Here is a 25,410-nt window from a genome sequence, read left to right as displayed (position 1 = left end):
TCGGTGTTATCGTCGGTTCGTGAATCGGATCGACACCCGTGCCGCGATCGTCGACGCCGCCGCCTCGCTGCTGCGGGAGAGCGGACCGGCCGCCGTGACCACCCGCGGCGTGGCCGAGCGGGCCGGCGTGCAGGCCCCGACCATCTACCGGCTCTTCGGCGACAAGGACGGCCTGCTCGAAGCGGTCGCCGAGCACGTCATGGCCGCCTTCGTCGCGGCCAAGGCGGGCGAGGTCGAGGCGGCCACCGCGGCCGACGTCGACCCGCTCGACGACCTGCGGGCGAGCTGGCTGCGGCAGATCGAGTTCGGTCTCACCAACCCGGCCGTGTTCCGCCTGCTCAGCGACCCGGAGCGGGTCGCCGGTTCACCGGCCGCCGGCCGGGGACGGCAGATCCTGGCGGCGCGCGTGCACCGGCTGGCCGCGGCCGGGCGGCTGCGGGTCCCGGAGCCGCACGCGGTCGCCCTCATCCAGGCGGCCGGCGTCGGCGCGATCCAGACCCTGCTGGCGACCCCCCGTGAGCAGCGCGATCCCACGCTGGGCGAGACGTTGATGGATGCCGTCCTGGCCCGCATCCTGACCGACACCCCGACCGGGGTTCCGGACGGCCCGGTCGCGACCGCGGTCGCCCTGCGAGCCCTCGCGCCCGACCTGGACGCGCTCAGCGACTCCGAGCGCCGGCTGCTGATCGAGTGGCTGGACCGGATCACGGCGGCCGGGTGACGGCTGGCGATTTCACCGATGCGCGGCCGATGAGTTTGCACTGAGGATGCAGAAACCCCCACGTGAACTCAGGAGGTTTCATGCGTCGTCTCGTCGTCCTCATCACCGCCCTGCTGGCCGCCCTCGCGCTCAGCCCGGCCCTGCCCGCGGCCGCCGCACCGGGCACCCCGGTGGTGTTCGTGCACGGCTACACCGGCAGCGCGTCGAACTGGACCACCGCCATGTCGGTGTTCCGGGCCGGTGGCTACTCCAGCAGCGAACTGTTCGCCTACGAGTACAACTCGTACGGGAACAACATCACCAACGCGCAGGGCCTGGCGACCTACGTCAACCAGGTCCGGGCCCGGACCGGCGCGGCCCAGGTCGACATCGTCAACCACTCGATGGGTGGCCTGGTCAGCCTCTGGTACCTCAAGCAGCTCGGCGGCGCCCAGTACGTCCGGCACCTGGCCTCGATCGCCGGCGCCAACCACGGCACCACGTACGCCGGTGCCTGCCTGATCTACGTGACCTGCCAGCAGATGTACCCCGGCTCGTCGTTCATCAACACGCTCAGCGCCGGTGACGAGACGCCGGGCAGCACCAAGTACGGAACGTGGTACTCGCCGTGCGACGGGATCATCATCCCGTACACGAGCACGGTTCTCAGCGGCGCGACCAACAACTACGTCGCCTGCCAGACCCACATCGGCTACCTGACCGACACCGTCACCCTCGCCCAGGTCAGATCGTTCCTGGCCAGCTGACCGTCCCGCGACGCGCGCCGCGTACCCTCCACCGGGGTACGCGGCCGCCGCCGTTTCGCGCCACCCGCCCAAGCGGAACCGCGCGCATTGAGCCCCGGCCCGGCCGTCCCCACACTGAGCCCGTGAACGTCCGAGACGTCTACCTAGAATCGGCCGAGATCACCACCACGCTGGTGACCCACCCGGCCGTCGCACGGTGCTGGGACACCCCCAGCGCGCTCGCGAAAATGCGGGTCGGCGGCCTCACCGCCCACCTCGTCAGCCAGATCATCCAGGTCGGGCCGGTCCTGGACGCCCCGGCCGCCGACGAACTCGTCTCCCTCCAGGAGCATTTCGCCCGGTCGACCTGGATCGACGACGGCCTCGACAGCGAAGTACACACCTACATCCGACGTACGGCCGAAGCCGAAGCCACCGCCGGAGCACCGGCGCTCGCCACCGCCGCCGCCACCGCCCTGGCCGAGTTGCGCCGCCGGCTGCCGGCCGAGCCGCCCGATCGCGTGATCCAGTTGCCGTTCGGCCCCTGGTCCCTGACCCTCGACGACTACTTGGTCACCCGGCTGCTGGAACTGACCGTCCACGGCGACGACTTGGCCACCAGCATCGGCGTGGAAACTCCGGCGGTCCCACCGGCCTGCTTCGACACGGTCGTCGGCGTACTCAGCCACCTCGCGGCCCGCCGCCACGGGCAGACCGCCCTGCTCCGGGCCCTCAGCCGAGCCGAATGAGCCCCACAGACCATCGCCGGGATCTAGCGGAGCACTACGCTGCGCACGTGATCATCGGGAGTGCGGCTCGGCGGCCCTGGTGGCCGATGACCCTGGTGACCGACCCCGGCGGGCCGCCCGTGCTGGTGGCCGCGACCGCCGGCAACGGGCCGGTCGCGGCCTGGGACGTGCGCACCGGGGAACTGCTCAGCGAGTACACCGCGGCGGGCGTCAACGGCCTGACCGCGGGCCGGCTGCCCGACGGGCGGCTGGTGGCCGCGGCCTGCGGTGACCACGGCATCGACCGATGGGACATCGACACCGGGCAGCCGCTCCCCGATCCGGGCGGCTTCGAACCGGATCAGTACTGGTCGGTCGCCCTGCGTGGCCGGTTGCTGGCCGCCGCGGCTCAGAACGGGCACGGCGTCGTCCGCCGATGGGACGTCCTGACCGGTGACTCACCGGGCCACCTGGGACCGCGAGCCGGACACGACCGCATCGTCCACAACCTGATCATGGCGCCGGGCCCGGTGCTGATCTCCTCGGACGAACGGGGCCTGGTCGTGCGCCGCGACGCTCTGACCGGCGTGCCCGTCGGTGAGCCGCTACACGTCGAGGCCGACCGGATTCCCCTGGCCACGGTCCCCTACCCGGGCGGCCATCTCCTCGTCGCCGCCGACGGTGCCGGCCGGGTGTTCCGGTGGGACCTGTGGTCGGGCGAGCCGATCGGACCACCCGTCCAGGGCCCAGCCGGCATCGTCGACGTGGCCGCTTACACGAGTAGCGGCCGCCCGGTGATCCTCGTGTCGTGCGAGACGGACCTGGTGTACCGCTGGGACGCCCGGACCGGCGCCGCCCTCGGCGAGCCCGAACCCGGCACCACTCTCGCCGCCGGTGCCGGCCTCGCCGTGATCGGCTCGGCCGAGCGTGACTGCCGGGTCCGGACCTGATCAGGCCACGCAGAACTCGTTGCCGGACGGGTCCAGCAGGACGGTCCAGCGGTGCCCGTACTCGTCGTGCTCGGACTGCAGCGACGCGCCGAGATCGACCAGCCGTTTGACCTCGGCGTCCCGGTCGTCGGCGGTCAGGTCCAGGTGGCAGCGGTTCTTGGCGGCCTTCGCCTCCCCCACCGCCAGGAACATGAACGTCGGACCGGCCGCCTCCGCCCCGATCGTCGCGAAGTGCGTGTTGGCGCCGTCGTCGACCGGTTGCCGCAGCGCCTGCGCCCAGAAGCCGGCCAGTTCAGCCGCGTCCGAACAGTCGAAAGTGATGTGGGCCAGGGAAAGCATCAGTTCTCCAGGTGGTTAACGGGCCAGCAGATCTCGGTGCGGAAGTCCTCCTCGGCGATCCCGTCCCCGGGCCCGGCCAGGTAGGTCTCCCGGACCGGTCCGGCGATCGCCAGGCCGGTTCCGGCCAGCCACGCCCCGAGCGCGCGGTATCCGGCCGAGATGTTCCGGTAGGGCCCGCTGAACTCGGCGACCGCGAACCGCCCGCCGGGCAGTTCCGTGTCGCCGCTCGCGGCGGGCAGGTAGGCGGTGACCGGCACGGGCTCGTCGTGGTACTCGGCCGGGAACAGCGCCCCGCAGGGCCCGCCCGCCCCGGTGCCGGCCGCGGCGATGAGCTGCGGATACGCCTCGTCGAAGAAGGCCGCGAACTGTTCCTCGCCGACCTCCCGGGTGATCGTGAAGGCGACGACCGGCGCCACGGTCCGCTCGGTCACCCGGGCCGGTGTCACCGCCGCCGGGTCGTCGAGCAGGTCGCCGGTGACCCGGAGGATCTGTTCCAGCTGCGCCTGCCGGTCCAGCAGCCGTTGCCGCTGGTCGGCGAGGATCCGCCGGGTCACCTCGGGGTCGCGGGCCGCGAGGATCCGCCGGATCTCGGCCAGCGGCAGGTCCAGCGCCCGCAGCTGCCGGATCACGGCGGCGTCGCCGAGTTGCCCGATCCGGTAGCCGCGGTAGCCGGTGCGCCGGTCCACCGCGGCCGGTTCCAGCAGCCCGGACTCGTGGTACGCGCGCAACGTGTTCGCCGAGATCAGCGTCGCGCGCGAGAACGCACCGATCGGCAGAAGGTCATCCACCGGCCCAGTCTCGACCTTCGCCCGGGGTGAAGGTCAAACGCCGGGCGAAGGTCAACGGCCGATCGGGACCAGCCGGAAGATCCGCAGCGTGCGGTGCGCGGCCGCTTCGCGGTAGCGGGCGTAGCCCGGCCACTGGGCGACGAAGAGCTGCCACAGCCGCTCCCGATCCTCGTCCGTGGCCTCGTGCGCCTCGACCGGGATGTCGCGCCCGCCGACGGTGATCGTGGCCCGCGGATTCGCGCGCAGGTTGTGCACCCACGCCGGGGCGTTGGGTCCGCCCCAGTTCGAGCCGACAACCACGTAGGCGTCACCTTCACCGACGTACTGCAAAGGGGATTTTCGCTCCTGGCCGCTCTTGCGGCCGATGGTCGTGAGCAGCAGACCGGGCGCCATGCCGAGCGCGACGACGCGGCCCCGGGTGACGCGGCTCAGCCAGCGGTCGACGGTGACGGTGCGTTTCGCGACCGGCGTGAATCCGGGGATCGACCCCACCGCACGCCAGAAACTTCTCCAGACCAACGCCCGCCTCCGCTCAGCCGATCACCTTTCCCGGATTGAAAAGGTCAAGTGGATCAAGAGTCTGCTTGATCGCGACCTGCATGGCCAGCACCCCGGCGCCGAGTTCCTGTCGCATGCCGTCCCGTTTGAGCAGACCGACGCCGTGTTCCCCGGTGACCGTGCCGCCCATCCCGATGGCCGCCGTCAGGATCTCCTCGAAGGCGGCCTGGGCAGCGCGCCGGCCCTGGTCGTCGCCGGCCGGCGTGATGATCAGCGGATGCAGATTGCCGTCGCCGGCGTGCGCGATCGTGGCGATGGCCGTCCCGTGCCGCGCGGCGATTTCTTCGATCAAGGACAACATTTCCGGTACGCGTGAGCGAGGCACGCAGATGTCCTCGGTCAACACCGGCCCGAGCCGTTCGAACGCGGGATAGGCGAGCCGGCGCGCCGCGAACAGGGCTTCGGCCTCGGCCTCGTCGGTCGACTGCTCGGCCCACAACGCCCCGGACGCGCGGAACACCTCGGCCACCGCGCTCGCCTCCTCGTCGCCCGGCGTGTCCAGCTGGGCCAGCAGCAGCGCGGCCGCGTCGGCCTCGATGCCCAGGTGTTTCCACTCCTCGACGGCGCGCAGGGTGGCCCGGTCGAGCAGTTCGAGCGCGGCCGGCAGCAGCCCGGCCCGGGTCACCGCGGCGACCGCCTCGCCGGCCGCGACGACGCTGCCGAACGCGCCGACCACGGTTCTCGGGGCCTCCCGGCGCGCGGGCCGCAGCCGTACGGTGATCTCGGTGATGATCCCGAAGGTGCCCTCCGACCCGGTGAACAGGCCGGTCAGGTCGTAGCCGCTCACGCCCTTGGTCGTGCGGCGCCCGAGCCGCACCACGGTCCCGTAGTCGCCGGCCGGGCCTCCGACGACGGCCTCCAGCCCGAGCACGTAGTCACGGGTCACGCCGTATTTCAGGCAGCACAGGCCACCGGCGTTGGTCGACACGTTGCCGCCGATCGTGGACCAGGGCGCGCTGGCCGGATCCGGCGGATACCACAACCCGTGCTCGGCGACGGCCGCCTTCAGGTCGTTGTTGACGACGCCGGGCTGCACCGTCGCGGTCAGGTTGCCGGTGTCGATCTCGACGATCCGGTTCATCCTCGACAGGTCGAGGATCATCGCGCCGTCGACCGCGTTGGCGCCGCCGGAGAGCCCGGTGCCGGCCCCGCGCGGGATGATCGGAATCAGTCGCTCGGCGCAGGCTCGGACGATGCGCCGGACGTCGTCGGTGGTGCGCGGGCGCACCGCGGCGAGCGCCTTGCCGTAGGGCGCCCACTCCGCTTCGTCGTGGCTGAGCCCCTCCAGGACATCCGGGTCGTCGATCACGTCCAGACCGGCCAGCTGCGGAATCGTCGGCATGCGTCCGACCTTACGCGCGCCGATATCGCACTCCAGGTGCAAGATCTTGAGCCGGGTGCCCTACGGTGTCGGCATGGGAGATCGACGGGTGGTGCTGATCACCGGCGCGAGCGCGGGCCTGGGCGAGGAGATGGCCCGGCAGTTCGCCGCGCTCGGCTACGACCTCGCGCTGTGCGCCCGCCGGATCGACCGCCTCCGATCGCTGCAAGCGTCCCTGCCGGACGTGCGTGTGATCGTCAAGGAACTGGACGTCACCGACGACGACGCCGTCTTCACCGTCTTCCAGGAATTCGCCGACGAATTCGGCCGCATCGACCGGGTCATCGTCAACGCCGGCCTGGGCAAGGGCGCACCGCTGGGCACCGGCCGCTTCGACGCCAATCGCCAGACCGCGATGGTCAATTTCGTCGGCGCCCTCGCGCAGACCGAGGCCGCCCTGCAGATCTTCCGCAAGCAGAGCCGCGGCCATCTTGTCCTGATCTCGTCGATGTCCGCGCTGCGCGGAATGCGAAAATCGATGACGACGTACGCGGCGACGAAAGCCGGAGTGGCGGCCATCGCCGAAGGTGTCCGTTCCGAACGCATTCCCGGCATCGACGTCTCGGTCATCTATCCGGGCTACATCGCGTCGGAAATGAACTCGCACGTCCGGCAGAAGACCAAATTCATGGTCAAAACCGACGTCGGCGTACGAGCGATGGTGTCCGCCATCGAGAAACGCAAAGTGAAAGCGTACGTCCCGGCCTGGCCCTGGGCACCGATCGGTTACGCCATGCGCGTTCTGCCGCTGTCCCTCGTCCGGAAGATGGTGTGACCATGGCCCGCCTGTTGTTGATCCGCCACGGCCAGGCGTCCTTCGGCGCCGAGGACTACGACGCCCTCTCCCCGCTGGGCCACGAGCAGGCGCTGGTCCTGGGCCGGTCGCTGGCCGCCCGCGGCATCAAACCGGCCCTGGTCGTACGCGGCACCATGCGCCGCCACGAGGAAACCCTGTCCGGAATCCTCGACGGTCTCGGATCCGCGGTCCCGCCGGTCGTGGACGCCGACTGGAACGAGTTCGATTTCCAGCACGTCGTCGAGATCCACCGCCCGTCGTACCGCGACCGGACCGCGATGATGACCGAACTCAACCGGTCCGAGCGTCCGGACCGAGCGTTCCAGGAGGTCTTCGACGCGGCCACGCTGCGCTGGTCGTCGGGCGACCACGACGCCGAGTACGCCGAGTCGTTCGCCGCTTTCCGCACCCGCGTGGCCACGGCATTGTCGTCGGTCTCCGCGTTGTTGAAGGAACACCGCGACATTCTCGTCGTCAGTTCCGGTGGCCCGATCGCCATGGCCGCCGCCCTGATCACGGCCGGCCCGGAATTCCCGGCCCGATTGTGGGCGTCCTTCAACCGGGTCTCGGTCAACACCGGCGCCACCAAGGTCATCTCCGGCCGCGCCGGCCTTTCCCTGTCGACGTTCAACGAACACACCCACACCGAGTCGGATCCGCGCCTGCTCACCTATCGCTGACCGGACCCGCGTGGCGGCCTGTTCCGAGACCGCCACGGGGGCGCGGCTATGTCCGTACTGCGAAATCGGTTTTAAGCGGCCCGGGCCAGGGTCTCGAATTCGTCGTCGGTGAGCTCGACCGCGGCCGCGGCCTGGTTCTCCTCCAGGTGGGCGACCGAGGACGTGCCCGGGATCGGGACCACGATCGGCGAGCGGCGCAGCAGCCAGGCCAGGGCGAGCTGCCCCGTCGTCACGCCCGGGTGGTTGGCCGCGACCTTCTCCAGCGGGCCGCCCGGCCGGGCCAGGTTGCCGGCGTCGACCGGCGCCCACGGGATGAAGGCGATGCCCTGCTCGGTGCAGAAGTCCAGCAGCTTCTCGGCGCGGCGGTCACCCAGGTTGTAGCGGTTCTGGACCGAGGCGATCGGAAGGCCCGCGGCCTGCGCCTCCTGCACGTCCTCGACGCCGACCTCGGAGAGGCCGACCTGCTTGACCAGGCCCTCGTCGAGGAACTCCTTCATGGCGCCGAACTGCTCCTCGCGCGGCGTCCGCGGGTCGATCCGGTGCAGCTGCCACAGGTCGATCTGCTCGACGCCGAGGCGGCGCAGCGACATCAGGACGCACTGGCGCAGGTACTCGCGACGGCCCAGAGCGGCCCAGATGTTCGGCCCGTGCCGGGTGAAGCCGCCCTTGGTGGCGATCACCACGTCGCCGTAGCCGGAGCCGTCGTGCAGGGCCTCACGGATCAGGTCCTCGGAGACGTCCGGCCCGTACGAGTCGGCGGTGTCGATGAACGTCACGCCGAGCTCCACGCTGCGCCGCAACACCCGGATCGACTCGTCGTGGTCGGCCGGCGGGCCCCAGATACCCGGCCCGGTGATGCGCATCGCGCCGTACCCGAGCCGGTTCACGGTCTTCCCGCCGAGGTCGATGCTGCTCATGCCACTCCTTCAAGAAAATCTTCGATCACCGGCTGGATCTCGCCGGCGAACTCGTCGAAGAACCCGTGCCGCCCGCCCTCGTGCAGATGCATCACCGCACCCGGGATGCGCTTGGCCAGCAGCGGCGCGTTCGCCGACGGAACCATCAGGTCCTCCGTGCCGTGCAGCACCAGGGTCGGCGCCTTGATTCCCGGCAGCACGTCCCACGCGTCGTGCCGGTTGCTCGCGCGCAGGTGGGCGCGGCTCTCCTCGGCGCTCATGGCCGGGTCGCCGAACAGGTGGCTGTGCCCGTCCCAGGCGTCGGTGTAGAACAGCTCACGCAGGGTGCCGGCCCGCGCCTCGGCCAGGCGGCGGCGCACCTCGGGCGAACGCTCGTGCGCGTTCGGCCCGCCCGGTGACGTGCAGGCCAGCACCAGCCGCTCGACCAGGCTGGGGTGGCGGGCGGCGAGGAACTGGGCGACCCGGCCACCCATCGACGTGCCGTAGACGACCGCGCGCTCCCCCACCGACCGGATCACGGCGGCGGCGTCCTCGGCGAACCACGGCGTGGACCATTCGCCGACCGGGCCGCGGCTTCCGCCCGTACCCCGATAGTCGAAACTGACGACGCGGAACCGGTCCTCGAACGGCTCCCGGAGCCCGGTCCACCAGGCGTGCGAGTTCGCCTGCCCGGCGATCAGCAGCAGCACCGGCCCGTCCTCGCGGCCACTGACCTGAACCGCCAGGGGAAAGCCGTCGCCGGTCAGCACAAGGACGATCTTACAATCGCGTCCCATGACGACGTCCGCCTATCGGCAAGCGCAGGCACTGATCGACATCGAGCGCTTCGAGCAGGCCGAGACCACCCTGCGGACCGCTCTGGCCGGCGCCCCCGGCGACGCCGATCTGCTCACGCTGCTCGCCTACGCCCTGCGCCGCCAGGCCAAGGTCGCCGAGGCCCGGGACGCGTCCGAGGCCGCGCTGGTCGCCGCGCCGGACTCCGCGGACGCGTACGCCGAGCACGCGGCCGTCCTGCTCGCGCTGCTCCGGTTCAAGGAGGCGATCGTCGCCGCGGAACAAGCGGTCCGCCTCGATCCGGGCCAGCTGCTGCTCCTGGCCCAGACGCTCGTCGCCGACGGCCGTCACGCCGAGGCCCGCGACGCCGCCCGGCGCGGCCTCGCCCTGACCCCGCACTCCGCGAACGCCCTGGTCACAGCGGCCGACGTGGCCCGCGACGCCGGCGATCGGGACGAGGCGGTCCGACTGGTCCGGGCCGGGCTGGCCATCGATCCGGAACACCGTTACGGGCGGTGGCTGATGGCGATGCTCGACGCCGAACGCCTGCGCGTCCGTCGCTCGATGCGTCTGCTCCGCGACGTCGCCCGGGACAACCCGACCCGGCCGGACCTGCGCTCGATGGTCTGGCCGATCCGCCGCCTGCTGCGCGCCGCCCGCCGCTGGTCGCTGCCGCCGACGGTGATGATCCTGTTCCTGGACGGCTGGGCGGCGAGACTGCTCGCGGCGGCCACCGTGCTGGCCGTCGCCGGTTTCGCCGCCCGCCTGCTGATCCCGGCCGGCGTCACACCGTGGCGCAGCCTGCGGCTGGCGCCTTCGCTGTTCCGCCGGGCCCTGCATGCCGGTTTGCTCACGGTGATCCTCCAGGCGGCGTTCCTTTGCGCGTACGTCGTGACGACCGTCCCGTGGCTCACGATCGTCCCGGTCGCGCTGGTGCCGGCCCAGTGGCTGCTGGCCGTCGCCGAGGACCACGGCGCCCTGCGCGACGACCCCCGCTACCAGCTGGCCCTGACCACGTTCCGGCACGACCTCCGCGACTGGACCGCCGAGCTCGGCCAGTGGTGGCGCGACACCAAACGCGAGCTGAGGGACGCCTGGCGCGAGGGCTGACCTCGCATTTACGTTCGTCTCATGCCTCGGCGCCGGATCCAATACCAAAGCGACCTGGTCCCGTTCTTGACCAGTGTCTTCTTCGGATTCGCGATCAACATCCTGACCGCGGAGGTGGGCGGCTGGTGGGGTCCGTTACAGCCGATCACCCAGTATCCGTGGATCTGGGTCCCGATCTGCCTTCTCGCCTGGATCAGCTGGGACTACTGGCGGCGGAAGCGAAGCAAACCCACCTGGACCCATCCGGGCAGCCCGTACCCTGGCCTGGCGCCGTTCGACGCCAGTCGGGCCTCGGTCTTCTTCGGCCGTGAAACCGAAACCCGTCTTGTGCTCACTCGTCTGGACCGCTCCGGCGCCACTGCGCGACAGCGGTTCGTCATGCTCGTCGGGCCTTCCGGGAGCGGCAAGTCCTCGCTGATCAGGGCGGGCGTCCTGCCGGGCCTTTCCCGACGCTGGCAGTCTTTCGGGCCCATCCGCATCGGCGGCGACCCGTTCGGCGCGCTGGCCGCGGCGTGCCACGCCGGCGGGGACCGCAACCACACCGCCCGACGTCTGCGGGACGAGGCCTTTCAGGACGGCCGCCCGGATTACTTGTTCGCCCTGGTCCATCCCGAGACAGGACCGACGCTGCTCGTCGTCGACCAGTGGGAGGACCTGTACACGCGGTGCGACCAGGCCGAACGCGGTCCGTTCCTCCGGCTGATGGCCAGGGCTCTGGAGGCCCATCCCGATCTGCATCTGCTGGCCGCGATGCGGCCGGAATTCCACCCGGGCGCGGCTGCGGAGCCCGACCTACCCGCGGTCGATGCGCTGCCCGTCGTCTCACTTCGCCCCGAGCACATCCGAGAGGCGATCGAGCGGCCGGCCGAGGCGGCCGGGATCCGCTTCGACGACGGGCTGGTGAACACCATGGTCATCGAGTCCACGGCCCATCAGGCGGATGCGCTTCCGCTGTTGGCGCACCTGCTGCAGCAGCTTCACGAGGACGCGGACGGCGACGTCATCACCACTGCTCAGTACAACGCGGCGGGGCGGGTCGGCGGAGCGATCGCCCTACACGCCGACGCGGTGTACCGAGGGCTGATCGCCCACCTTCCCCGTGAGGTCGTCGACAGCGCGCTGCTCCGCGGTGTCGGGCTCGAGAGCGATCAGCCGGTTCGCCGACAGGTGTCCCGGCAGACCCTGAACGATGAGGCGAGGCGCGTCCTGACCGCGTTCAGCGACGCGCGACTGATGATCGACACCGGACATGGGGAGGCCTTCGAGTTCGCGCACGAGGCGTTCTTCCGCGAGTGGCCAGCTCTGATCACTGCCATCCAGAAGAACCGTGAATCCCTGCGGCGGATCACCCTCCTGGAACGCCGCGCCGAGGCCTGGCATGCGGACGGCGCGGCTGACGACCTGCTTCGGGGGTCTGCGTTGATGCAAGCGGAGGCCGTCGTCCACGACTCGGACACCTCGGAATTAGTGGTCCGGCTCGTAGAGACGTCCCGCACCGCTGCGGCGGCAGATCGTGGCCGGAGCGCCGACCAAGCGGCGGCCTGGGCGCAGCGGATCGAGCCGAACAATCCAGAGCTCGCCGTCGCGGTGGCAGCTGCGGCCGTCGCGCTGGCCCGGACCACCGCATCCGTGCTGACGTTGTGGGGTTTCCGCACGGACGTCACCATTGTCCGACTGCCGATCGGCCACCTGAGGAATATCTGTTCAATGGTCTGGCTGGGGGACGGCCGGCTGCGAACCCTCGATGAGTTCGGCAAGATATGCACCTGGTCTGCCGACCATCACCATCAGGAATTGAGCCTGGACGAGCCCCGGATGCAAAAACCAGGCGTCCTGAGCCGGTGCGGTGAATACGTGACGGGCCGGAACGATCGGCGTGGAATGGGCGTATGGCGGCTGGCCGATGGTCGCTACCTCGGAGGTCGAACGATCTCCTACCTGGGCGACGACGCGATCAGCTGGGGCAAAGCGGCGATGTTCGCGGTCCGGAGCCGGCCGACCGAACTCGATGTCTATCAGATCGAAGGCCCGGTCCCCGTTCACCGTCACACCCTGTCCGGAGACATCGTCGATGCATTCACCTTCTCGCCGTCGGGTGAGACCCTCGCTGTCGCCGGCCAAGGGAGAGTGCGGGCCTTCCGGCCGGGTGCGTGGTCGGAGCCCATCATGGATTTCAAAGTTCGCGGAAAGATCGCGACCCTCGCCATTTCCCCGACCGGTGAACTCATCGCCGCTTTGATCCCGAGGAAATCCGATGGCTTGGCCAAAGGCTTCATTCTCGCCGTCTTCACGTTCGATGGGCGGAGAACGGCGAGTTGGCCGGTATCCGGATTCGATCCGGCCATCTCCTGGTCGCCGGACGGCACCGTGATCGCCTACGTGCAGTCCAAGGGCATCAAACATCATGTGGAGCTCCGAAAAATCGACGATGCCGGACGGGTGTGGCGGAGGCAGAAAGGCCATCCAGAACACCTTGCGTGGAGCCCCGATGGTGGCACCGTCGCCGTGGGCGGCCGGACCGGTCGTGTCACGCTGTGGAGTCTCGCCGACGACTGCCTCGACGAGTTACCCGGCGGCCAGCCCAGTCGGATCTCGTCGTCGCCCGGCCGATCTGGATTCGTTCTCGCTACGCCTGTCGGAGCGGTTCGGGTGCTCGACGCGGCCGGAATCCGATACGAACTGCCCAGCGGCTCCACGTTTGTTACACCTCGCTGGTCGCCCTCCGGGTCGGTCCTGGCTACGAGCGCGGACGATCAGGTCGTGTTGTATGACTCCGAGGGAAAGGAGACCACCAGGTTCGGTGGCCAAGGGCGTTCTCTGGGACCCTTCGACTGGTCACCGGACGGATCTCGCATGGCACTGTCGCACTATTCCTTCCTCGGTGAGTCCCGGCCAGCGGTGTCGACCTGGGACGTCGCAACGGGCACGATGCTGAAGCTGATGGACGGCGAGCCTGCCCCCAAGCAGGTCACTTTCGACCCCGACGGACGCCGTCTTGCCGGCCTCGCGCCGGACGGCACGGTGCTGATCTGGGACAGCCACACCGGAGAGATCTTGCAGCGCTGGGCGACCGGATCGGTCGACGCCGGCGCCCTGTCCTGGTCTCCGGACGGCACGAAGCTGGCCGCTGCAGTCGGTGAAGAGATCCGTATCTGGCTCCCCGAATCAACGGCCGAGTCCGGACGATGCGTGGGGTACCGGACCACGATCACGGCGGTCTGCTGGTCACCGGACTCCGTCTACGTCGCCGGCGCCGATGAGGACCGCCTGCTGGTCTGGGACGGCCGGGACGGCCGACCGATCACCGCGGTCCGTCCGCGGGAGACGGGCAAGGCGATGGAACTGCGCTGGGACGGTGAATTGAGCCTGATCACCGCGGATGGCAGCGTCCTGAGCTGGATCGTCCCGATCAACGACCTGCCCACGGATCTCGACGTGGAGGACCGGCATCGGCTCACCTCCGAGGACCGGCGGCATTACGGCCTCCTGGCGTCGGAAAGTTGACCTCTGCATGTACGGCGATCAACGTCTACAGTGGGCGTAATTCGTGCAGGTAGGGGGCCACGCATGAAGTTCGGCGCGCTGGTGTTTCCGTTTCATGACCCGACCGAGGATCCGACGCTGCAGTTGGAGGGTGACCTCGCCCTCGCTGAGCACTGTGACCGGCTGGGTTACGACGAGTTCTGGTTCGGGGAGCATCACTCCGGTGGCTGGCAGATCATCGCCTCGCCCGAGTTGATGATCGCGGCGGCGGCGCAGCGGACCCGGCGGATCCGGCTCGGTACCGGGGTGGCGACGCTCTCCTACCACCATCCGTTCCTGCTGCTGGACCGGATCATCCAGTTGGATCATCTGACTCGGGGGCGGCTGATCTTCGGGGTCGGCTCGGGGGCGTTGCCGCTGGACGCGAGCATGATCGGGCACGATCCGATGCAGGCGCGGCGGATGATGGAGGAGTCCCTCGAGACCATCACCGCGCTGCTGCGGTACGACGGGCCGGTCACCCGCAAGACCGACTGGTTCCACCTCGACCAGGGTGTCATGCACCTGAGGCCGTACCAGTGGCCGCTGGACATCCGGGTGGCCGCGTTCAAGTCCCCGGCCGGGCCGCGGCTGGCCGGCCGGTTCGGGGCCGGGATCGTGTCGTTCGGTGCGTCGGCGGCGATCGGGACGGGTTCGGAGAATCCGCTGCGGACCACGGCCGAGATCGCGCAGGCCGAGGCCGAGCAGGTGGGCCTGCAGTTCGACCGCAGTCGCTGGTCGGTGATGAGCCTGATGCACGTCGCCCCGACGGAGGAGCAGGCGCGCGCTGAGGTTCGGCACGGGCTGACGACGTACATCAAATTTGTTCGTCAGATTTTGCCGATGAACGTCCCGGTGGATCTCGACGACCCGGATGCCGTGATCGACGTCCTGATGACCACCGGCAGTGCCGTGATCGGGACGCCCGACCAGGCGATCCGGCACATCGAGAAGATGTGGGAGCTCAGCGGCGGTTTCGGGACGTTCCTGATCGAGCAGTCGGACATCGCGGATCCGGAGGCGACCCGCCGGTCCTACGAGTTGTTCGCCCGCCGGGTGATCCCGTATTTCACGGCCGCGACGTGGCCCCGGATCAAGGCGTACGAGCAGGAGCTGCAGTCCGGTGGCCGGACCCGGCGGACGATGGCGGCGGCTCAGGCCAAGGCCGGGGTGGAGTATTGCCACGAGGTCGCCGAGCGGCGGCACGCGCAGTGACCAGCACACTGCTGTCCCAGGTGCTGCTCAGCCTGGCGATCGTGGTGGTGCTGGCCCGCCTCGGCGGGTTCCTGTTCGAGCGGCTGGGTCAGCCGCCGGTGGTCGGCGAGATCGTCGCCGGGATCGCCGCCGCCCAGTTCAGCCACGTGCTGCTGCCGGACGCGGTGCGGCCCTACCTGAATCTGATCGCCCAGCTCGGCCTGGTCATCTTCATGCTGATCGTCGGCCTGGAGGTGGAGACGGTGACGCGGGCCCGGACGGTGGCCGCGGTGGCGACCGGCGCCACCGTGCTGCCGTTCCTGCTGGGTGTGCTGCTGGCCGCGGTGATCTGGCCGTGGTACCGGGTGCCGGCCGGGCGTGTGCCGTTCCTGCTGTTCGTCGGGGTGGCGGTGGCGATCACCGCGTTCCCGGTGCTGGCCCGGATCCTGCGGGATCGGGGCCTGTCCGGCTCGCGGATCGCCGGTATCGCGATGACCTGCGCGGCGGTCATCGACGTGGTCGCCTGGCTGGTGCTGGCCGCGGTGATCGCGCTGGCCGGCACCGGCTCCCACCGGCCGTGGGTGATGCTGACCCTGGTGACCGCGTTCGTGCTGGTCATGCTCCTGGCGGTGCGGCCCGCGCTGGCCGCGGCGCAGCGGCGGGGCCTGCTCGACCGGGTGTCGCCGCGGGCGCTGCTGATCGGGGTGCTGGTCGCGGCCGTGCTGGCCGCCTGGTTCACCGAGAGCATCGGCCTGCACAGCATTTTCGGCCCGTTCGTGGTCGGTCTGGCCCTGCCTCGTCATCGGGACACCGTCGACCTGGTGGTGACTCGCGCCGCGGATCTGAGCAGCGGGTTGTTGTTGCCGGCGTTCTTCGTGGTGGCCGGCCTGGGCGTGAGTTTTTCCGCGCTGGACTGGCGGGACCTCGGAGTGCTCGCGGCGGCCATCGTGGTCTCGATGCTCGGCAAGATCGCCGGCGCGGCCGGTCCGGCCCGGCTGACCGGGCTGGGCGGGCGGGACGCGCTGACCCTGGGCGTGCTCCTGAGCACGCGCGGGCTGACCGAGCTCGTGGTGCTGGCCGTGGGCGCGGCGTCCGGGCTGCTCACCACGACGCTGTACACGGTTCTCGTGATCAATGCGGTGGTCACGACCCTGGCGACCGGTCCCCTGCTCAGTCTGCTGGAGCGCGGGGGCCGTACATCGAAGAATCGGAAGGTGGAGACATGGACACCCGCGTCGACGTAACGGTCCTCGGCAGCGGTATCGGCGGCAGCACCGTGGCCGCGATCCTCGCGCGCCTGGGCCTCTCGGTCGCGATCGTGGACGCGGCCAAGCACCCGCGGTTCGCTCTCGGCGAGTCGACCATCGGTGAGACGTCGTTCCTGTTGCGGCTGCTCGCGGCCCGGTACGACGTGCCCGAGCTGGCGCACGTGTCGACCAGTGGCGGCATTCAGGAGCACGTGAGCAACCGCTGCGGCATCAAGACCAACTTCGGGTTCGTGTATCACCACGAGGGTCGGGAGCATGATCCGTTCGAGGTGACGCAGTGCAGTGTCTCCGAGGGCCCGTTCGGCCCGGAGTCGCACCTGATGCGCGCCGACATCGACCAGTACCTATATCTCGCCGCCATCAAGTACGGCGCGATCGGCCGCGAGGGTGTCCGAATCCAATCAGTGGACTTCACCCCCGGCGACGCGGTCGTCACGCTTGAGGACGGCGAGACTTTCCGCAGCGACTACGTGATCGACGCGACCGGCCGCACGTCCGTGCTGGCCGACAAGTTCGGCCTGCGCGAGGAGCCGTGCCGCTTCGAGACGAACTCGCGGACGATCTTCACGCACATGCGCGGTGTGATCCCCTACGACTCGGTCGAGGACTCGTCCGGCCAGCCCAACCTGTGGCACCAGGGCACGCTGCACCACCTGTTCGACGGCGGCTGGATGTGGGTGATCCCGTTCGACAACCGCGAGGGCAGCGAGTCCGACCTGGTCAGCGTCGGTCTGAGCCTGGACGTGGACAAGTTCCCCCAGCAGGACGGTGTCTCCGCCGAGCAGGAATGGAACGACTTCCTCGACCGGTTCCCGCCGCTCAAGCGCCAGTTCGCGAACGCCACCTCGGCGTTCCGCTGGATCTCCACCGGCCGCACGCAGTTCTCCTCGTCGCGCACGGTCGGCGACCGCTGGGTGCTGATGAGTCACGCCGCCGGCGCGATCGACGCCCTGTTCAGCCGGGGGATGGCCAACACCATGGCGGTGATCGAGGCGTTCGTGCCGCTGTTCCTGAAGGCGCGCGAGACCGGCGACTACTCGGCCGCGCACTTCGCCTACCTCGACACGCTCAACCAGAGCATTCTCGACAACAACGACAAACTGATCGCCGGTTCGTATATCGCCTTCCGCGACTTCGACCTGTGGCGGGCCTGGTCCAAGATGTGGTACCTGGCCTGGAACCTGGGCGTCATCCGCATCGCCGGCACGTACTACCAGTACCTCGAAACCGCCGACCCGACACTGCTCGACCGACTCCACCAGGGCCCCGTCCCCGGCTCGTTCTGTCCGGATCTGCCCAGTGCCCAGGCCCAGTTCAACGCGTGCTTCGACGTCATGCGCCGGGTCCGCGACGGCCTGCTCGCCCCGACCGACGCCGTCCCCGAACTCGCCTACATCCTCGGCGACGGCGAGGCGTCACCGTCCCCGCTCAACCTGCACGACGTGCTGCGCCGCTGGCACGACGGCTCGATGGAGACGCAGCGCCTGATCTACCAGTGGGGACGCACGGCGGCGCCGCTCCCGCTCCGCCCGTACTTCGACTACGACCGGGCGACGATCCCGAAGGCCGCCGAACTGATCAAAAACCTTTGACCCCCTTTCCCGTACGGCGATAGACCCGCGCCCGTGAGCCCGCGTTTCCCGCGGCGGACGCGGGCGCGGGCCGGCTCGCCCCCGTGCCGGCCGGCCCGCCGCCCATCGATGGCGGTTTCAGGCCCGGATCGTCATGCGGGACACCAGGCCGCCGTCCACCCGGAAAGTGAACGTGCTCGGCCCGTTGAAGCCGTTCCCCCCGACCGTCGCCGTGACCGCCGTCTCCTCGCCACGCTCGCGCACCGCGTCCACCCGCAGCGACACCTGCTTGCCGATGAACTCCCGGTCACTCCAGTGCCGGATCCCTTCCGCGCCGTGGAATTCGCGACCCCAGTCGTCCACCACCCCGTCCGCGGTGAAACCGGCCAGAAACGCCTCGATGTCATTGCGGTTGGCCGCGTCGACCAGCCGCCGCACTGCCTCGTCCATCTCTCTCCCCTCGTTCGCAGACTTCACGACATGCGGCGGTCAAGGGTTCAGCCGGGCAGCAACAGTTCCTCCCGGCGTGGGAACGCGGCGGCATAAAGTCGGCCGGTGAGTGTCAGGGACGAGATCCGCGATTTCCTGCTGTCCCGCCGGGCGCGCCTCTCGCCCGAGCGGGCGGGTCTTCCGCGGCTCGGCGAGCGCCGGGTCGCCGGGCTCCGTCGGGAGGAGGTCGCACAGCTCGCCGGCGTCAGCGTCGAGTACTACACGCGGCTGGAGCGCGGAAACGCCCGCGGCTATTCGGACGACGTGGTCGGTGCGATCGCACGCGCGCTGCAGCTCGACGACGCCGAGCGCGAGCACCTGTTCGACCTGGTCCACACCGCGAACGCCCGCGCCCCGAAACCGGCCCGGGCCACGAAGTCCGCGATCGGCCCCGGCCTGCAGCGGGTTCTCGACGCGATGGCGACGATCCCGGCGTACATCTGGAATTCCCGCCTCGACATCGTCGCCACCAACCGGTTGGGGCGCGCGCTGTTCGCCCCGATGTTCGGAACCGGTCAGCCCAATCAGGCGGCATTCCTGTTCCTCGATCCGTCGGCGCCCGCGTTCTTCCCGGACTGGGAGCTGCTGGCCCACGACGCCGTCGCCGTCCTGCGCGCCGCGACCCCGCGCGACGAGCACCTGAAAGCGCTCATCGATCAGCTCAGAACCAACATCACCTTCCAAGATCTTTGGCTTGCGTACGACGTGAGCCGCCGCCGCACCGGCCTCAAGCGCTTCCACCACCCCGTCGCCGGCCCGCTGACCCTGACGTTCGAGTCGATGACCCTGCCCACCCACCCCGGCCTGCGCCTGTCGGCCGGCACGGCCGAGCCCGGTTCCCCGTCCGAGCAGGCCCTGCAGTTCCTGGCCAACTGGACCACCACCCTCACCCGTGAAGGACCACGATGACCGGCACCGCCCTCCTCGTCATGGACGTCCAGCGCTCGGTGGTAGCCCGCTACCCCGATCCGGACCACCTGCCCCGCCTGCGCACCGCGATCGACGCCGCCCACGCCGCGGCCATCCCGGTGATCTACGTGGTGGTCGGTTTCCGCCCGGGCGCCCCCGAGGTGAACCCGGCCAACAAGATGTTCGGCCGTCTCGCCGGCCACGACGCCCCGGCCCAGGCCGTCGAGGTCCACCCCGACGTCGCCCCGCTCCCGTCCGACATCGTGGTCACCAAGCGCCGGGTGTCGGCGTTCGCCGGCAGCGACCTCGACATGGTGCTGCGCGCGCAGCGCATCGACCACCTGGTGCTGACCGGCATCGCGACCAGCGGCGTCGTCCTGTCCACGCTGCGCCAGGCGGCCGACCTCGACTACCGCCTAACCGTCCTGGCCGACGGCTGCCTCGACAACGATCCCGAGGTCCACACCGTGCTCACCACCAAGGTCTTCCCGGCCCAGGCCGACGTCCTCCCGATCGCCGACTGGACCGCCTCGCTGGTCCAGCCGGTCTAGCTGACTCGGGTGGTCTCGCCGGTTCGGCCGGTATCGCCGGTCAGTGCCCCGGCTTGTCGGTCGGCCGCTCCTCCGGATGCGGCACGCGGCCCGGCTTCTCGCGGCCGGGCTCGTCCTGCAGATCGATCGGGCGCTCGATGACAGGCCGTGGACTGGGTTCGGCGACAGGCTCATTTTCGGTCATATCGGATGTATACCCGTTCCCGGGCATCGCCGAACGTCCAGCCGGCGAATGCCCGAGCCGCCCCACGTCCAGCGCCACCACGCACCCACCCCCGGGCAGGCGGCCTCGGCGGTCGTGACGGTCGAGGCGGCGCTCGCGCTCCAGCTGCGCGAGCGTGGCGCGCAGATCGTCGAGGCGATGACAGCGCGCACCGCATCCCTCACCCACCGCCCACCACTCACGACCACCTCCTTGACCCGGCCAACTCCTACCAAACTGACCTTCGCGCGGCCGGCCACCGGGCGCACAGCCGGCCATTCCGGCCCTCCCGCCTGATCAGCTCTTCGCGCCGCCGTGATAGACGTCCCTCGCGTGCCGTGTGGATAGGACGGTGATCGCTGGGTAGGTTGGTCACATGGGCATGGACTCGGTGCGCGGCATGCTGCACGAGTCCCTGCGCCTTCTGCGGGTCGCCATGCTGGCCGTCTTCGGCAGCACATTCCGACCCCTCGATGACTCACTTGTGGACACCGAAGCGGCGCCCGCCTTTCCGGTGATCGGACACGAGCGAACCCTCATCGAGCAGTTCACCGCATCGATCGGTGACTCGCGCGCCCCGCCCGCGCTTTCCGCCTAACAGCGCACCCTCGTCTTTTCCTTGAGTTCCGGCCGCCATCGCGGCCACACGCATTGAGGAGCCTCGATTGTGAACCTCGTGTCCCAGATGTTGATGGCCGACCCCGTCCGCCCGGTAGCGATCTGGCTGTTCCTGATCGTCGTGTCACTGCCCGCCCTGCTCCTGCTGGCCAACCCGGAGGCGATGCGGCACCCGCGCCTGGCCGTACTGGAAGTCTTCGGACAGATCCGCAACCACCGGCAGCACCGTGAGCGCCGCCGGCGAAGGGCCGTCGAAACCGTCCGCTACGCCGAAGAGGTGCAGATCGCCGCCGCCCGGGCCCACGAGTCAGCCCAGCGCTGGCAGAACCTCTGGCAACAGTCCGAAACCCAAGCCGACCACGCATGGCAGGCCTGGCAGGAGTCCGAGCACCGCCTGACCCGAGCCCGGACGGCATCAGCCTTCACCACCCCGGACACCCCGCACACCACCGCCGAATACGCCGCCCGCGAGCACTTCCTCCACCGCTCCCTCCAGGCCGCCGTCGCCGATGGCGCCCTCCCCGCCGAAACCCTCCAAGCGGCAATGACCAGCGCTGCCTGGTCGCCCTCGACCCACTCGGCCGGCAACCCGCAGGCTCCACACCACTCGGCCGGCCACCTTCAGACCGAGACACCGCAGGTTTCCTGGGATCCGCGGCTGCACCCGGTCGAGCAGGAGTTCGTACTGCTCAAAGCCATCAACGAGCACCGCCGATCCGCCTACCGTCAGGCCGCCGCCGCGGAACGAGCCGCCTGGCACGACACGCAACTGGCGTTCACGGCCCGGGACAGCCTGCGCCGAGAGGCCGCCGCCGCCGAGACGCAAGCCGCAGCCGTGCGCCGAAACCTGCCCACCCGCGAACGCCACTTCACCCCGGCCCGCCGCGCCTGGGTCCAGCGAACCGCCTGACCGTCAGACCACCCCAGCGTCATCGGCCGGCAAAGCACCCGACCGTCAGGTCAGCCCGGCGTCGTCCCGACCGTCAGACCGGCCCGGCGTCGTCCCGACCGTCAGACCGGCCCGGCGTCACCGGCCGGCGAAGCGCCCCACCGTCAGGCCAGCCCGGCGTCGTGGGCCAGCAAAGCGATTTGCGTGCGATTGTCCAGATCCAGCTTCGTCAGAATGTGCGACACGTGGGTCTTCACCGTCGCCAGGGTCATGTCGAGCGCCCGCGCGATCTCCGTATTCGACCGCCCCTGCGCGATCGCCACGACCACGTCCTGCTCACGCGGGCTGAGCGCCGACAGCGTAGCCCTGGCCTGCGCATACGCCCCCGCCTGCATAGCCGCACGATCCATCAGCCGGCGCGTGATCCGCGGCGACAGGATCGGCTCACCGGCCGCCACCTGCCGAACCGCCTCGGCGATCCGCGCCGGCGGCGTGTCCTTGAGCAGGAACCCGCTGGCCCCGGCCCGCAACGCATGCAGAATGTTCTCGTCCGCGTCGAACGTCGTCAGCACGATCACCTCGGGCGGCCGCGCCCGCGCCCGCAGGCGCCTGGTCGCGGTAATCCCGTCGACTCGCGGCATCCGCAAATCCATCAGTACGACGTCAGGCCGGTGCGCGTCCGTGGCCGCCGGCACCTCGTCACCGTCCGACGCCTCACCGACCACCGCGATCCCCGCCGCCCCGTCCAGCATCATCGTCAGCCCGGCCCGCACCAGCGCATCGTCATCCACCACAAGCACCCGCACCGGCACCACCGCCGTGGGCGTCGAGTCGGACCGGGGCACGTCCGCAGGCGGCGTCATGCCGGCCATGCTATCGACGCATGGACCACCATGAAGCCCCGCCACCGGCCCGCGAATGTTCATGACGCCCCACCGTCCCACCAGCGAAGCCTCATGTCGGCCACGCCATCGACGCGTGGAGATGGAACTCGCCGGCGACCTCCCGATGGTCGAGCTGCCCCCCGGCCAGCTGAACCCTTTCGGTCAGTCCGACCAGCCCCGCACCACCGGACCAGCCGGGCGGCGCGTGCCGATCCGGGGCCAGCGCGTTCCGTACCTCAATCTCCAGACCGTCCCCGGGCCCGCCCCGCAGCACGACGCGAACCGGCTGCCCGGCAGCATGCTTGCGCGCGTTGGTCAGCCCTTCCTGGATCACCCGATACGCCGTACGCGCGATCGCCGGAGGCGCCTCCCCCGGATCCCGCACCGCCTCGTCGAGCAGCACCTCGGTGCCCGCCGAGCGCGACTCCTCGACCAGTCGCGGCACGTCGGCCAGCACCGGCTGCGGATGAACGCCGTCACCGTCCGACGAGTCGTCGTCGCGCAGCAGCGAGATCACCTCGCGCAACTCCTCCAGCGCCTGATGCACCCCGTCGCGCACCACGCCGGCGGCCCGCGACATCTGCTCCGGCGACGAGTCCGGCCGGAACTCCATCGCCCCGGCGAACGTCGCCAGCAGCGACAACCGATGCGCCAGCACGTCGTGCATCTCCCGCGCGATCTTCCGGCGCTCCAGCATCCGAGCCTCGGCCACGCGTCGTCCCTGTTCCGCCTCGGCCCGCTCGGCCCGCTCGTGCAGCGACCGGATCAGCGCCTCCCGAGCCTGCGCCCACGCGCCCCAGCCGAGCAGTCCGCCATAGCCAACAGTGATCAGAACCAGCCACCACCCGTACGACATCCCGCCGCTCGACCGCCACAGCCCCTGCACCGCATGGGCCGCGATCCCGCCGGCGGCGACCGCGATCCCCACCGGGAACGGTCGTCGCCGCGCGACCTGCAACGCCCCCATCGTGGCCGGCGGCGTCGCGGCCGGGGAGACCGCGGCCAGCACGCTGAGCACGATCGCCGCCGGAACCGGCCGCCACAGCAGCAGCGGTGCCAGAGCCCAGCTCAGCAGGCCGGCCACCACGTCGAGCGCGAACAGCGGGCCGAGGGGATGCCCACCCCACCAGGAGACGAGCGTGGAGACGACCAGGACCCCGGCCGCGCCGAGGACCGTACCGACGGCGGCGGCGGGATAGTCACGACGGTCAAGGGTGGTCATGCGGCGAGGCTAGCGGGGCCGGACCGGGCGCCGACACCTTCCAAAGTAGGAGGGAGCAGTACCAAAGGAGGGTGCCGCCGCTGCCCTCGGTCCGATGTGACCGAACCCCGGTGACGGCCAAGCTCATCGGCATGACGAACGAGACCCACACCGCCACCGTCCCGGCCCGCACCACCGGCCGCCTCATCACCGTAGCCGCCGGGGTTGCCGGGGCGCTGCTCCTCTGGGCCGTCAACGACCCGTGGGCCGGCATCGACCTGGCCGTCCGCCAGGGTTCTTCGGTCCAGCACATCGGCCCGGCCGCGGTCGCCATCGCCGCCCTGCTGTCCGGCCTGGCCGCCTGGGCCCTGCTCGCCCTGCTGGAACGCACCACCGGCAACCCGGTCCGCGTCTACCGGATCATCACCATCGTCATCCTGCTGATCTCGCTGGCCGGTCCCCTCGGCTCCGGCATCGGCACCAGCACAAAGCTGGTCCTGCTCGGCATGCACCTCACCGTCGGCGCCGCCCTGATCCTCGGCCTCCCCGGCCGCCGCAACTGCCGCTGACGACCAGCCTTCCCGCGGAGCGCGCCCCGAGCGCGCTCCGCGCGTCGTGCCCTTCACCGTTCCGGGGACGGCCTTGCTCTGTCCCACATCGATGGCCGATGGTGAATGCAGTGCCGGTTTCACCATGGGGGTAGTTCGTGATCGCGGATCGGCAGAATGCTCCAGAGATCCTCGCCCTGGTCCGCGCGATGACGAGTGCCCACGCTCAGGTCCAGCGCCTCGAGGGCGGCCGGCTGGCGATCTCCGTGCTGGTGGCGCTGTCTTCTGTGCTCGCGGCCGTGGCTCCAGGACTGGCGACCGTCGTGGCCGCCCTCGGTGCCGGCTGGGCGTTGCTCAACGGCCTGGCGATTTCGGCCTGGATCCAGGCCGGCACTGCCCGGGCCGCCCTGATGCAGGAACTGTTCGACGTGACGTTGTTCCGGATGGAGTGGAATGCGGTCGCCGCCGGCGACTCACCGTCCGCGGCCGAGGTCAGCCGCTTCGCCCGCCGCTACCAGGGCCCGGACGACGTCATCATCGACTACTACGAGATCCGCGACTTCCGGGACCTTCCACCACCGTTCGACGTGCTGGCCTGCCAAATTCAAAATCTTCATTGGGGTACGAGGATTCGCCGCCGATTCGCCGGGCTGGTCCTGGCCCTGGTGATCGGGTGGCCGGTCGCCGGCGTGATCGTCGGGGTGCTGTTGCGAACCCCGCTCGACCGTCTGCTGCTGATCTGGTTCCTGCCGGCCCTGGGCGCGCTGTTGATGGCGTCCGAGCTCTATCGGCGCCAGCGCGACATCGCAGCCTCTCGGACCCGGGTGCTGGGGCTGGTCCAGCGCCGCATCGCGGATCACCTCGCGCGTCCGGGTCCGCCGGACGGACTGCTCGCGTTGGCCAGGCAGGTCCAGGACAGCATTCTCGCCAGTCGCCGCGCTCAGGCCCGGGTGCCCGATTGGTTCTTCCGGCGGTTCCGTCCGCAGGACCGGCTGGACTTCCAGCGCGAGATGACGGAACTGGCCGCGTCGGTGGCGCGCGTATATCCGCCCACAGCCCCACCCCCGCCACCATCGCCATAGACGCAGCGCGATGGT

The 25,410-nt window shown here is 70.2% G+C and carries 27 protein-coding genes; 17 read left to right on the top strand and 10 right to left on the bottom strand.

Annotated features, from left to right (window positions below):
* Positions 1 to 19 precede the first annotated feature (19 nt).
* From ACSHV8_RS09485 to ACSHV8_RS09470, 4 genes are all read left to right on the top strand, one after another.
* Complete coding sequence (locus tag ACSHV8_RS09485) at positions 20 to 721, top strand: TetR/AcrR family transcriptional regulator (protein ID WP_436531439.1); 702 nt, start codon at positions 20 to 22, stop codon at positions 719 to 721.
* A gap of 80 nt (positions 722 to 801) precedes the next feature.
* Positions 802 to 1,467 (top strand): esterase/lipase family protein, encoded by a 666-nt coding sequence (locus ACSHV8_RS09480; protein ID WP_436531437.1) that lies wholly within the window; start codon positions 802 to 804, stop codon positions 1,465 to 1,467.
* A gap of 122 nt (positions 1,468 to 1,589) precedes the next feature.
* Positions 1,590 to 2,195 (top strand): maleylpyruvate isomerase N-terminal domain-containing protein, encoded by a 606-nt coding sequence (locus ACSHV8_RS09475; protein ID WP_436531435.1) that lies wholly within the window; start codon positions 1,590 to 1,592, stop codon positions 2,193 to 2,195.
* 47 nt (positions 2,196 to 2,242) lie between these two features.
* Positions 2,243 to 3,124 carry a WD40 repeat domain-containing protein gene (locus ACSHV8_RS09470; protein ID WP_436531433.1) on the top strand — a complete coding sequence of 294 codons (882 nt, stop codon included), beginning with the start codon at positions 2,243 to 2,245 and terminating at the stop codon, positions 3,122 to 3,124.
* On the opposite strand, the gene ACSHV8_RS09465 is transcribed toward ACSHV8_RS09470, so the two are convergent.
* The 4 genes from ACSHV8_RS09465 to ACSHV8_RS09450 are packed head-to-tail and all read right to left on the bottom strand — an operon-like array spanning position 3,125 to position 6,151.
* Positions 3,125 to 3,463 (bottom strand): VOC family protein, encoded by a 339-nt coding sequence (locus ACSHV8_RS09465; protein WP_436531431.1) that lies wholly within the window; start codon positions 3,461 to 3,463, stop codon positions 3,125 to 3,127. It abuts the gene before it with no gap.
* On the bottom strand, positions 3,463 to 4,251 hold the full coding sequence (locus ACSHV8_RS09460) for a MerR family transcriptional regulator (RefSeq protein WP_436531429.1): 789 nt from the start codon (positions 4,249 to 4,251) through the stop codon (positions 3,463 to 3,465). The genes ACSHV8_RS09465 and ACSHV8_RS09460 overlap by 1 nt, the downstream gene beginning before the upstream one ends.
* Positions 4,252 to 4,302: 51 nt before the next feature.
* Positions 4,303 to 4,770, bottom strand: coding sequence for a nitroreductase/quinone reductase family protein (locus ACSHV8_RS09455; protein ID WP_436531427.1), 468 nt, complete (start codon positions 4,768 to 4,770; stop codon positions 4,303 to 4,305).
* 13 nt (positions 4,771 to 4,783) lie between these two features.
* Positions 4,784 to 6,151, bottom strand: a complete 1,368-nt coding sequence (locus ACSHV8_RS09450; protein ID WP_436531425.1) for an FAD-binding oxidoreductase — start codon at positions 6,149 to 6,151, stop codon at positions 4,784 to 4,786.
* A gap of 88 nt (positions 6,152 to 6,239) precedes the next feature.
* Between ACSHV8_RS09450 and ACSHV8_RS09445 the strand changes: the two genes are divergently transcribed.
* Positions 6,240 to 6,965 (top strand): SDR family oxidoreductase, encoded by a 726-nt coding sequence (locus ACSHV8_RS09445; protein WP_436531424.1) that lies wholly within the window; start codon positions 6,240 to 6,242, stop codon positions 6,963 to 6,965.
* 2 nt (positions 6,966 to 6,967) lie between these two features.
* A complete protein-coding gene (locus tag ACSHV8_RS09440; RefSeq protein ID WP_436531422.1) occupies positions 6,968 to 7,666 on the top strand; it encodes a histidine phosphatase family protein in 699 nt (232 codons plus the stop codon).
* 71 nt (positions 7,667 to 7,737) lie between these two features.
* Here ACSHV8_RS09440 and ACSHV8_RS09435 read toward each other — a convergent pair whose 3' ends face one another.
* Together ACSHV8_RS09435 and ACSHV8_RS09430 are read right to left on the bottom strand one after the other, a co-directional pair.
* Positions 7,738 to 8,583, bottom strand: coding sequence for an aldo/keto reductase (locus ACSHV8_RS09435; protein ID WP_436531420.1), 846 nt, complete (start codon positions 8,581 to 8,583; stop codon positions 7,738 to 7,740).
* Positions 8,580 to 9,359, bottom strand: coding sequence for an alpha/beta fold hydrolase (locus tag ACSHV8_RS09430; RefSeq protein WP_436531418.1), 780 nt, complete (start codon positions 9,357 to 9,359; stop codon positions 8,580 to 8,582). The genes ACSHV8_RS09435 and ACSHV8_RS09430 overlap by 4 nt, the downstream gene beginning before the upstream one ends.
* Between ACSHV8_RS09430 and ACSHV8_RS09425 the strand changes: the two genes are divergently transcribed.
* The 5 genes from ACSHV8_RS09425 (at position 9,358) to ACSHV8_RS09405 (ending at position 18,043) form a co-directional block, all read left to right on the top strand.
* Positions 9,358 to 10,467 carry a tetratricopeptide repeat protein gene (locus tag ACSHV8_RS09425; protein ID WP_436531416.1) on the top strand — a complete coding sequence of 370 codons (1,110 nt, stop codon included), beginning with the start codon at positions 9,358 to 9,360 and terminating at the stop codon, positions 10,465 to 10,467. The two genes, ACSHV8_RS09430 and ACSHV8_RS09425, sit on opposite strands and share 2 nt — an antisense overlap.
* A 66-nt stretch (positions 10,468 to 10,533) precedes the next feature.
* The gene (locus tag ACSHV8_RS09420) at positions 10,534 to 13,971 is read left to right on the top strand and encodes an NACHT and WD repeat domain-containing protein (protein ID WP_436531414.1); all 3,438 of its coding nucleotides are present in this window, start codon (positions 10,534 to 10,536) and stop codon (positions 13,969 to 13,971) included.
* A 63-nt stretch (positions 13,972 to 14,034) separates the two neighbouring features.
* Entirely contained in the window at positions 14,035 to 15,204 is a 1,170-nt protein-coding gene (locus tag ACSHV8_RS09415) for an LLM class flavin-dependent oxidoreductase (protein WP_436531412.1), read from the top strand.
* Positions 15,201 to 16,427 carry a cation:proton antiporter domain-containing protein gene (locus tag ACSHV8_RS09410; protein ID WP_436531410.1) on the top strand — a complete coding sequence of 409 codons (1,227 nt, stop codon included), beginning with the start codon at positions 15,201 to 15,203 and terminating at the stop codon, positions 16,425 to 16,427. The genes ACSHV8_RS09415 and ACSHV8_RS09410 overlap by 4 nt, the downstream gene beginning before the upstream one ends.
* Complete coding sequence (locus ACSHV8_RS09405) at positions 16,406 to 18,043, top strand: NAD(P)/FAD-dependent oxidoreductase (protein ID WP_436531408.1); 1,638 nt, start codon at positions 16,406 to 16,408, stop codon at positions 18,041 to 18,043. The genes ACSHV8_RS09410 and ACSHV8_RS09405 overlap by 22 nt, the downstream gene beginning before the upstream one ends.
* Before the next feature lie 117 nt (positions 18,044 to 18,160).
* Here the strand turns inward: ACSHV8_RS09405 and ACSHV8_RS09400 are convergent, their stop codons facing one another.
* Positions 18,161 to 18,472 carry a nuclear transport factor 2 family protein gene (locus ACSHV8_RS09400; RefSeq protein ID WP_436531406.1) on the bottom strand — a complete coding sequence of 104 codons (312 nt, stop codon included), beginning with the start codon at positions 18,470 to 18,472 and terminating at the stop codon, positions 18,161 to 18,163.
* Positions 18,473 to 18,577: 105 nt separating this feature from the next.
* Here ACSHV8_RS09400 and ACSHV8_RS09395 point away from each other — a divergent pair, with 105 nt between their 5' ends.
* Together ACSHV8_RS09395 and ACSHV8_RS09390 are read left to right on the top strand one after the other, a co-directional pair.
* Positions 18,578 to 19,420: a helix-turn-helix transcriptional regulator gene (locus ACSHV8_RS09395; RefSeq protein ID WP_436531404.1), complete on the top strand. Its 843-nt coding sequence runs from the start codon at positions 18,578 to 18,580 to the stop codon at positions 19,418 to 19,420.
* Complete coding sequence (locus ACSHV8_RS09390; RefSeq protein WP_436531402.1) at positions 19,417 to 19,971, top strand: cysteine hydrolase family protein; 555 nt, start codon at positions 19,417 to 19,419, stop codon at positions 19,969 to 19,971. Before ACSHV8_RS09395 ends, ACSHV8_RS09390 begins: the two co-directional genes overlap by 4 nt.
* A gap of 40 nt (positions 19,972 to 20,011) precedes the next feature.
* Here ACSHV8_RS09390 and ACSHV8_RS09385 read toward each other — a convergent pair whose 3' ends face one another.
* Positions 20,012 to 20,155 (bottom strand): hypothetical protein, encoded by a 144-nt coding sequence (locus tag ACSHV8_RS09385; protein WP_436531401.1) that lies wholly within the window; start codon positions 20,153 to 20,155, stop codon positions 20,012 to 20,014.
* A 394-nt stretch (positions 20,156 to 20,549) separates the two neighbouring features.
* On the opposite strand from ACSHV8_RS09385, the gene ACSHV8_RS09380 reads away from it, so the two are divergent.
* Positions 20,550 to 20,771, top strand: coding sequence for a hypothetical protein (locus tag ACSHV8_RS09380; protein ID WP_436531399.1), 222 nt, complete (start codon positions 20,550 to 20,552; stop codon positions 20,769 to 20,771).
* Positions 20,772 to 20,849: 78 nt separating this feature from the next.
* Positions 20,850 to 21,701, top strand: coding sequence for a hypothetical protein (locus ACSHV8_RS09375; protein WP_436531397.1), 852 nt, complete (start codon positions 20,850 to 20,852; stop codon positions 21,699 to 21,701).
* Between the two features lie 143 nt (positions 21,702 to 21,844).
* Here ACSHV8_RS09375 and ACSHV8_RS09370 read toward each other — a convergent pair whose 3' ends face one another.
* Together ACSHV8_RS09370 and ACSHV8_RS09365 are read right to left on the bottom strand one after the other, a co-directional pair.
* Positions 21,845 to 22,543 carry a response regulator gene (locus ACSHV8_RS09370; RefSeq protein ID WP_436531395.1) on the bottom strand — a complete coding sequence of 233 codons (699 nt, stop codon included), beginning with the start codon at positions 22,541 to 22,543 and terminating at the stop codon, positions 21,845 to 21,847.
* Positions 22,544 to 22,634: 91 nt separating this feature from the next.
* Complete coding sequence (locus ACSHV8_RS09365) at positions 22,635 to 23,786, bottom strand: sensor histidine kinase (protein WP_436531392.1); 1,152 nt, start codon at positions 23,784 to 23,786, stop codon at positions 22,635 to 22,637.
* 131 nt (positions 23,787 to 23,917) lie between these two features.
* Between ACSHV8_RS09365 and ACSHV8_RS09360 the strand changes: the two genes are divergently transcribed.
* Positions 23,918 to 24,334: a DUF6069 family protein gene (locus ACSHV8_RS09360; RefSeq protein WP_436531390.1), complete on the top strand. Its 417-nt coding sequence runs from the start codon at positions 23,918 to 23,920 to the stop codon at positions 24,332 to 24,334.
* Between the two features lie 137 nt (positions 24,335 to 24,471).
* Positions 24,472 to 25,395 carry an S-4TM family putative pore-forming effector gene (locus tag ACSHV8_RS09355; protein WP_436531388.1) on the top strand — a complete coding sequence of 308 codons (924 nt, stop codon included), beginning with the start codon at positions 24,472 to 24,474 and terminating at the stop codon, positions 25,393 to 25,395.
* Positions 25,396 to 25,410: the final 15 nt, after the last annotated feature.

Source organism: Actinoplanes sp. HUAS TT8 (assembly GCF_051380535.1).
Classification (GTDB): domain Bacteria; phylum Actinomycetota; class Actinomycetes; order Mycobacteriales; family Micromonosporaceae; genus Actinoplanes.
This window is presented reverse-complemented; position numbering and strand designations above follow the sequence as displayed.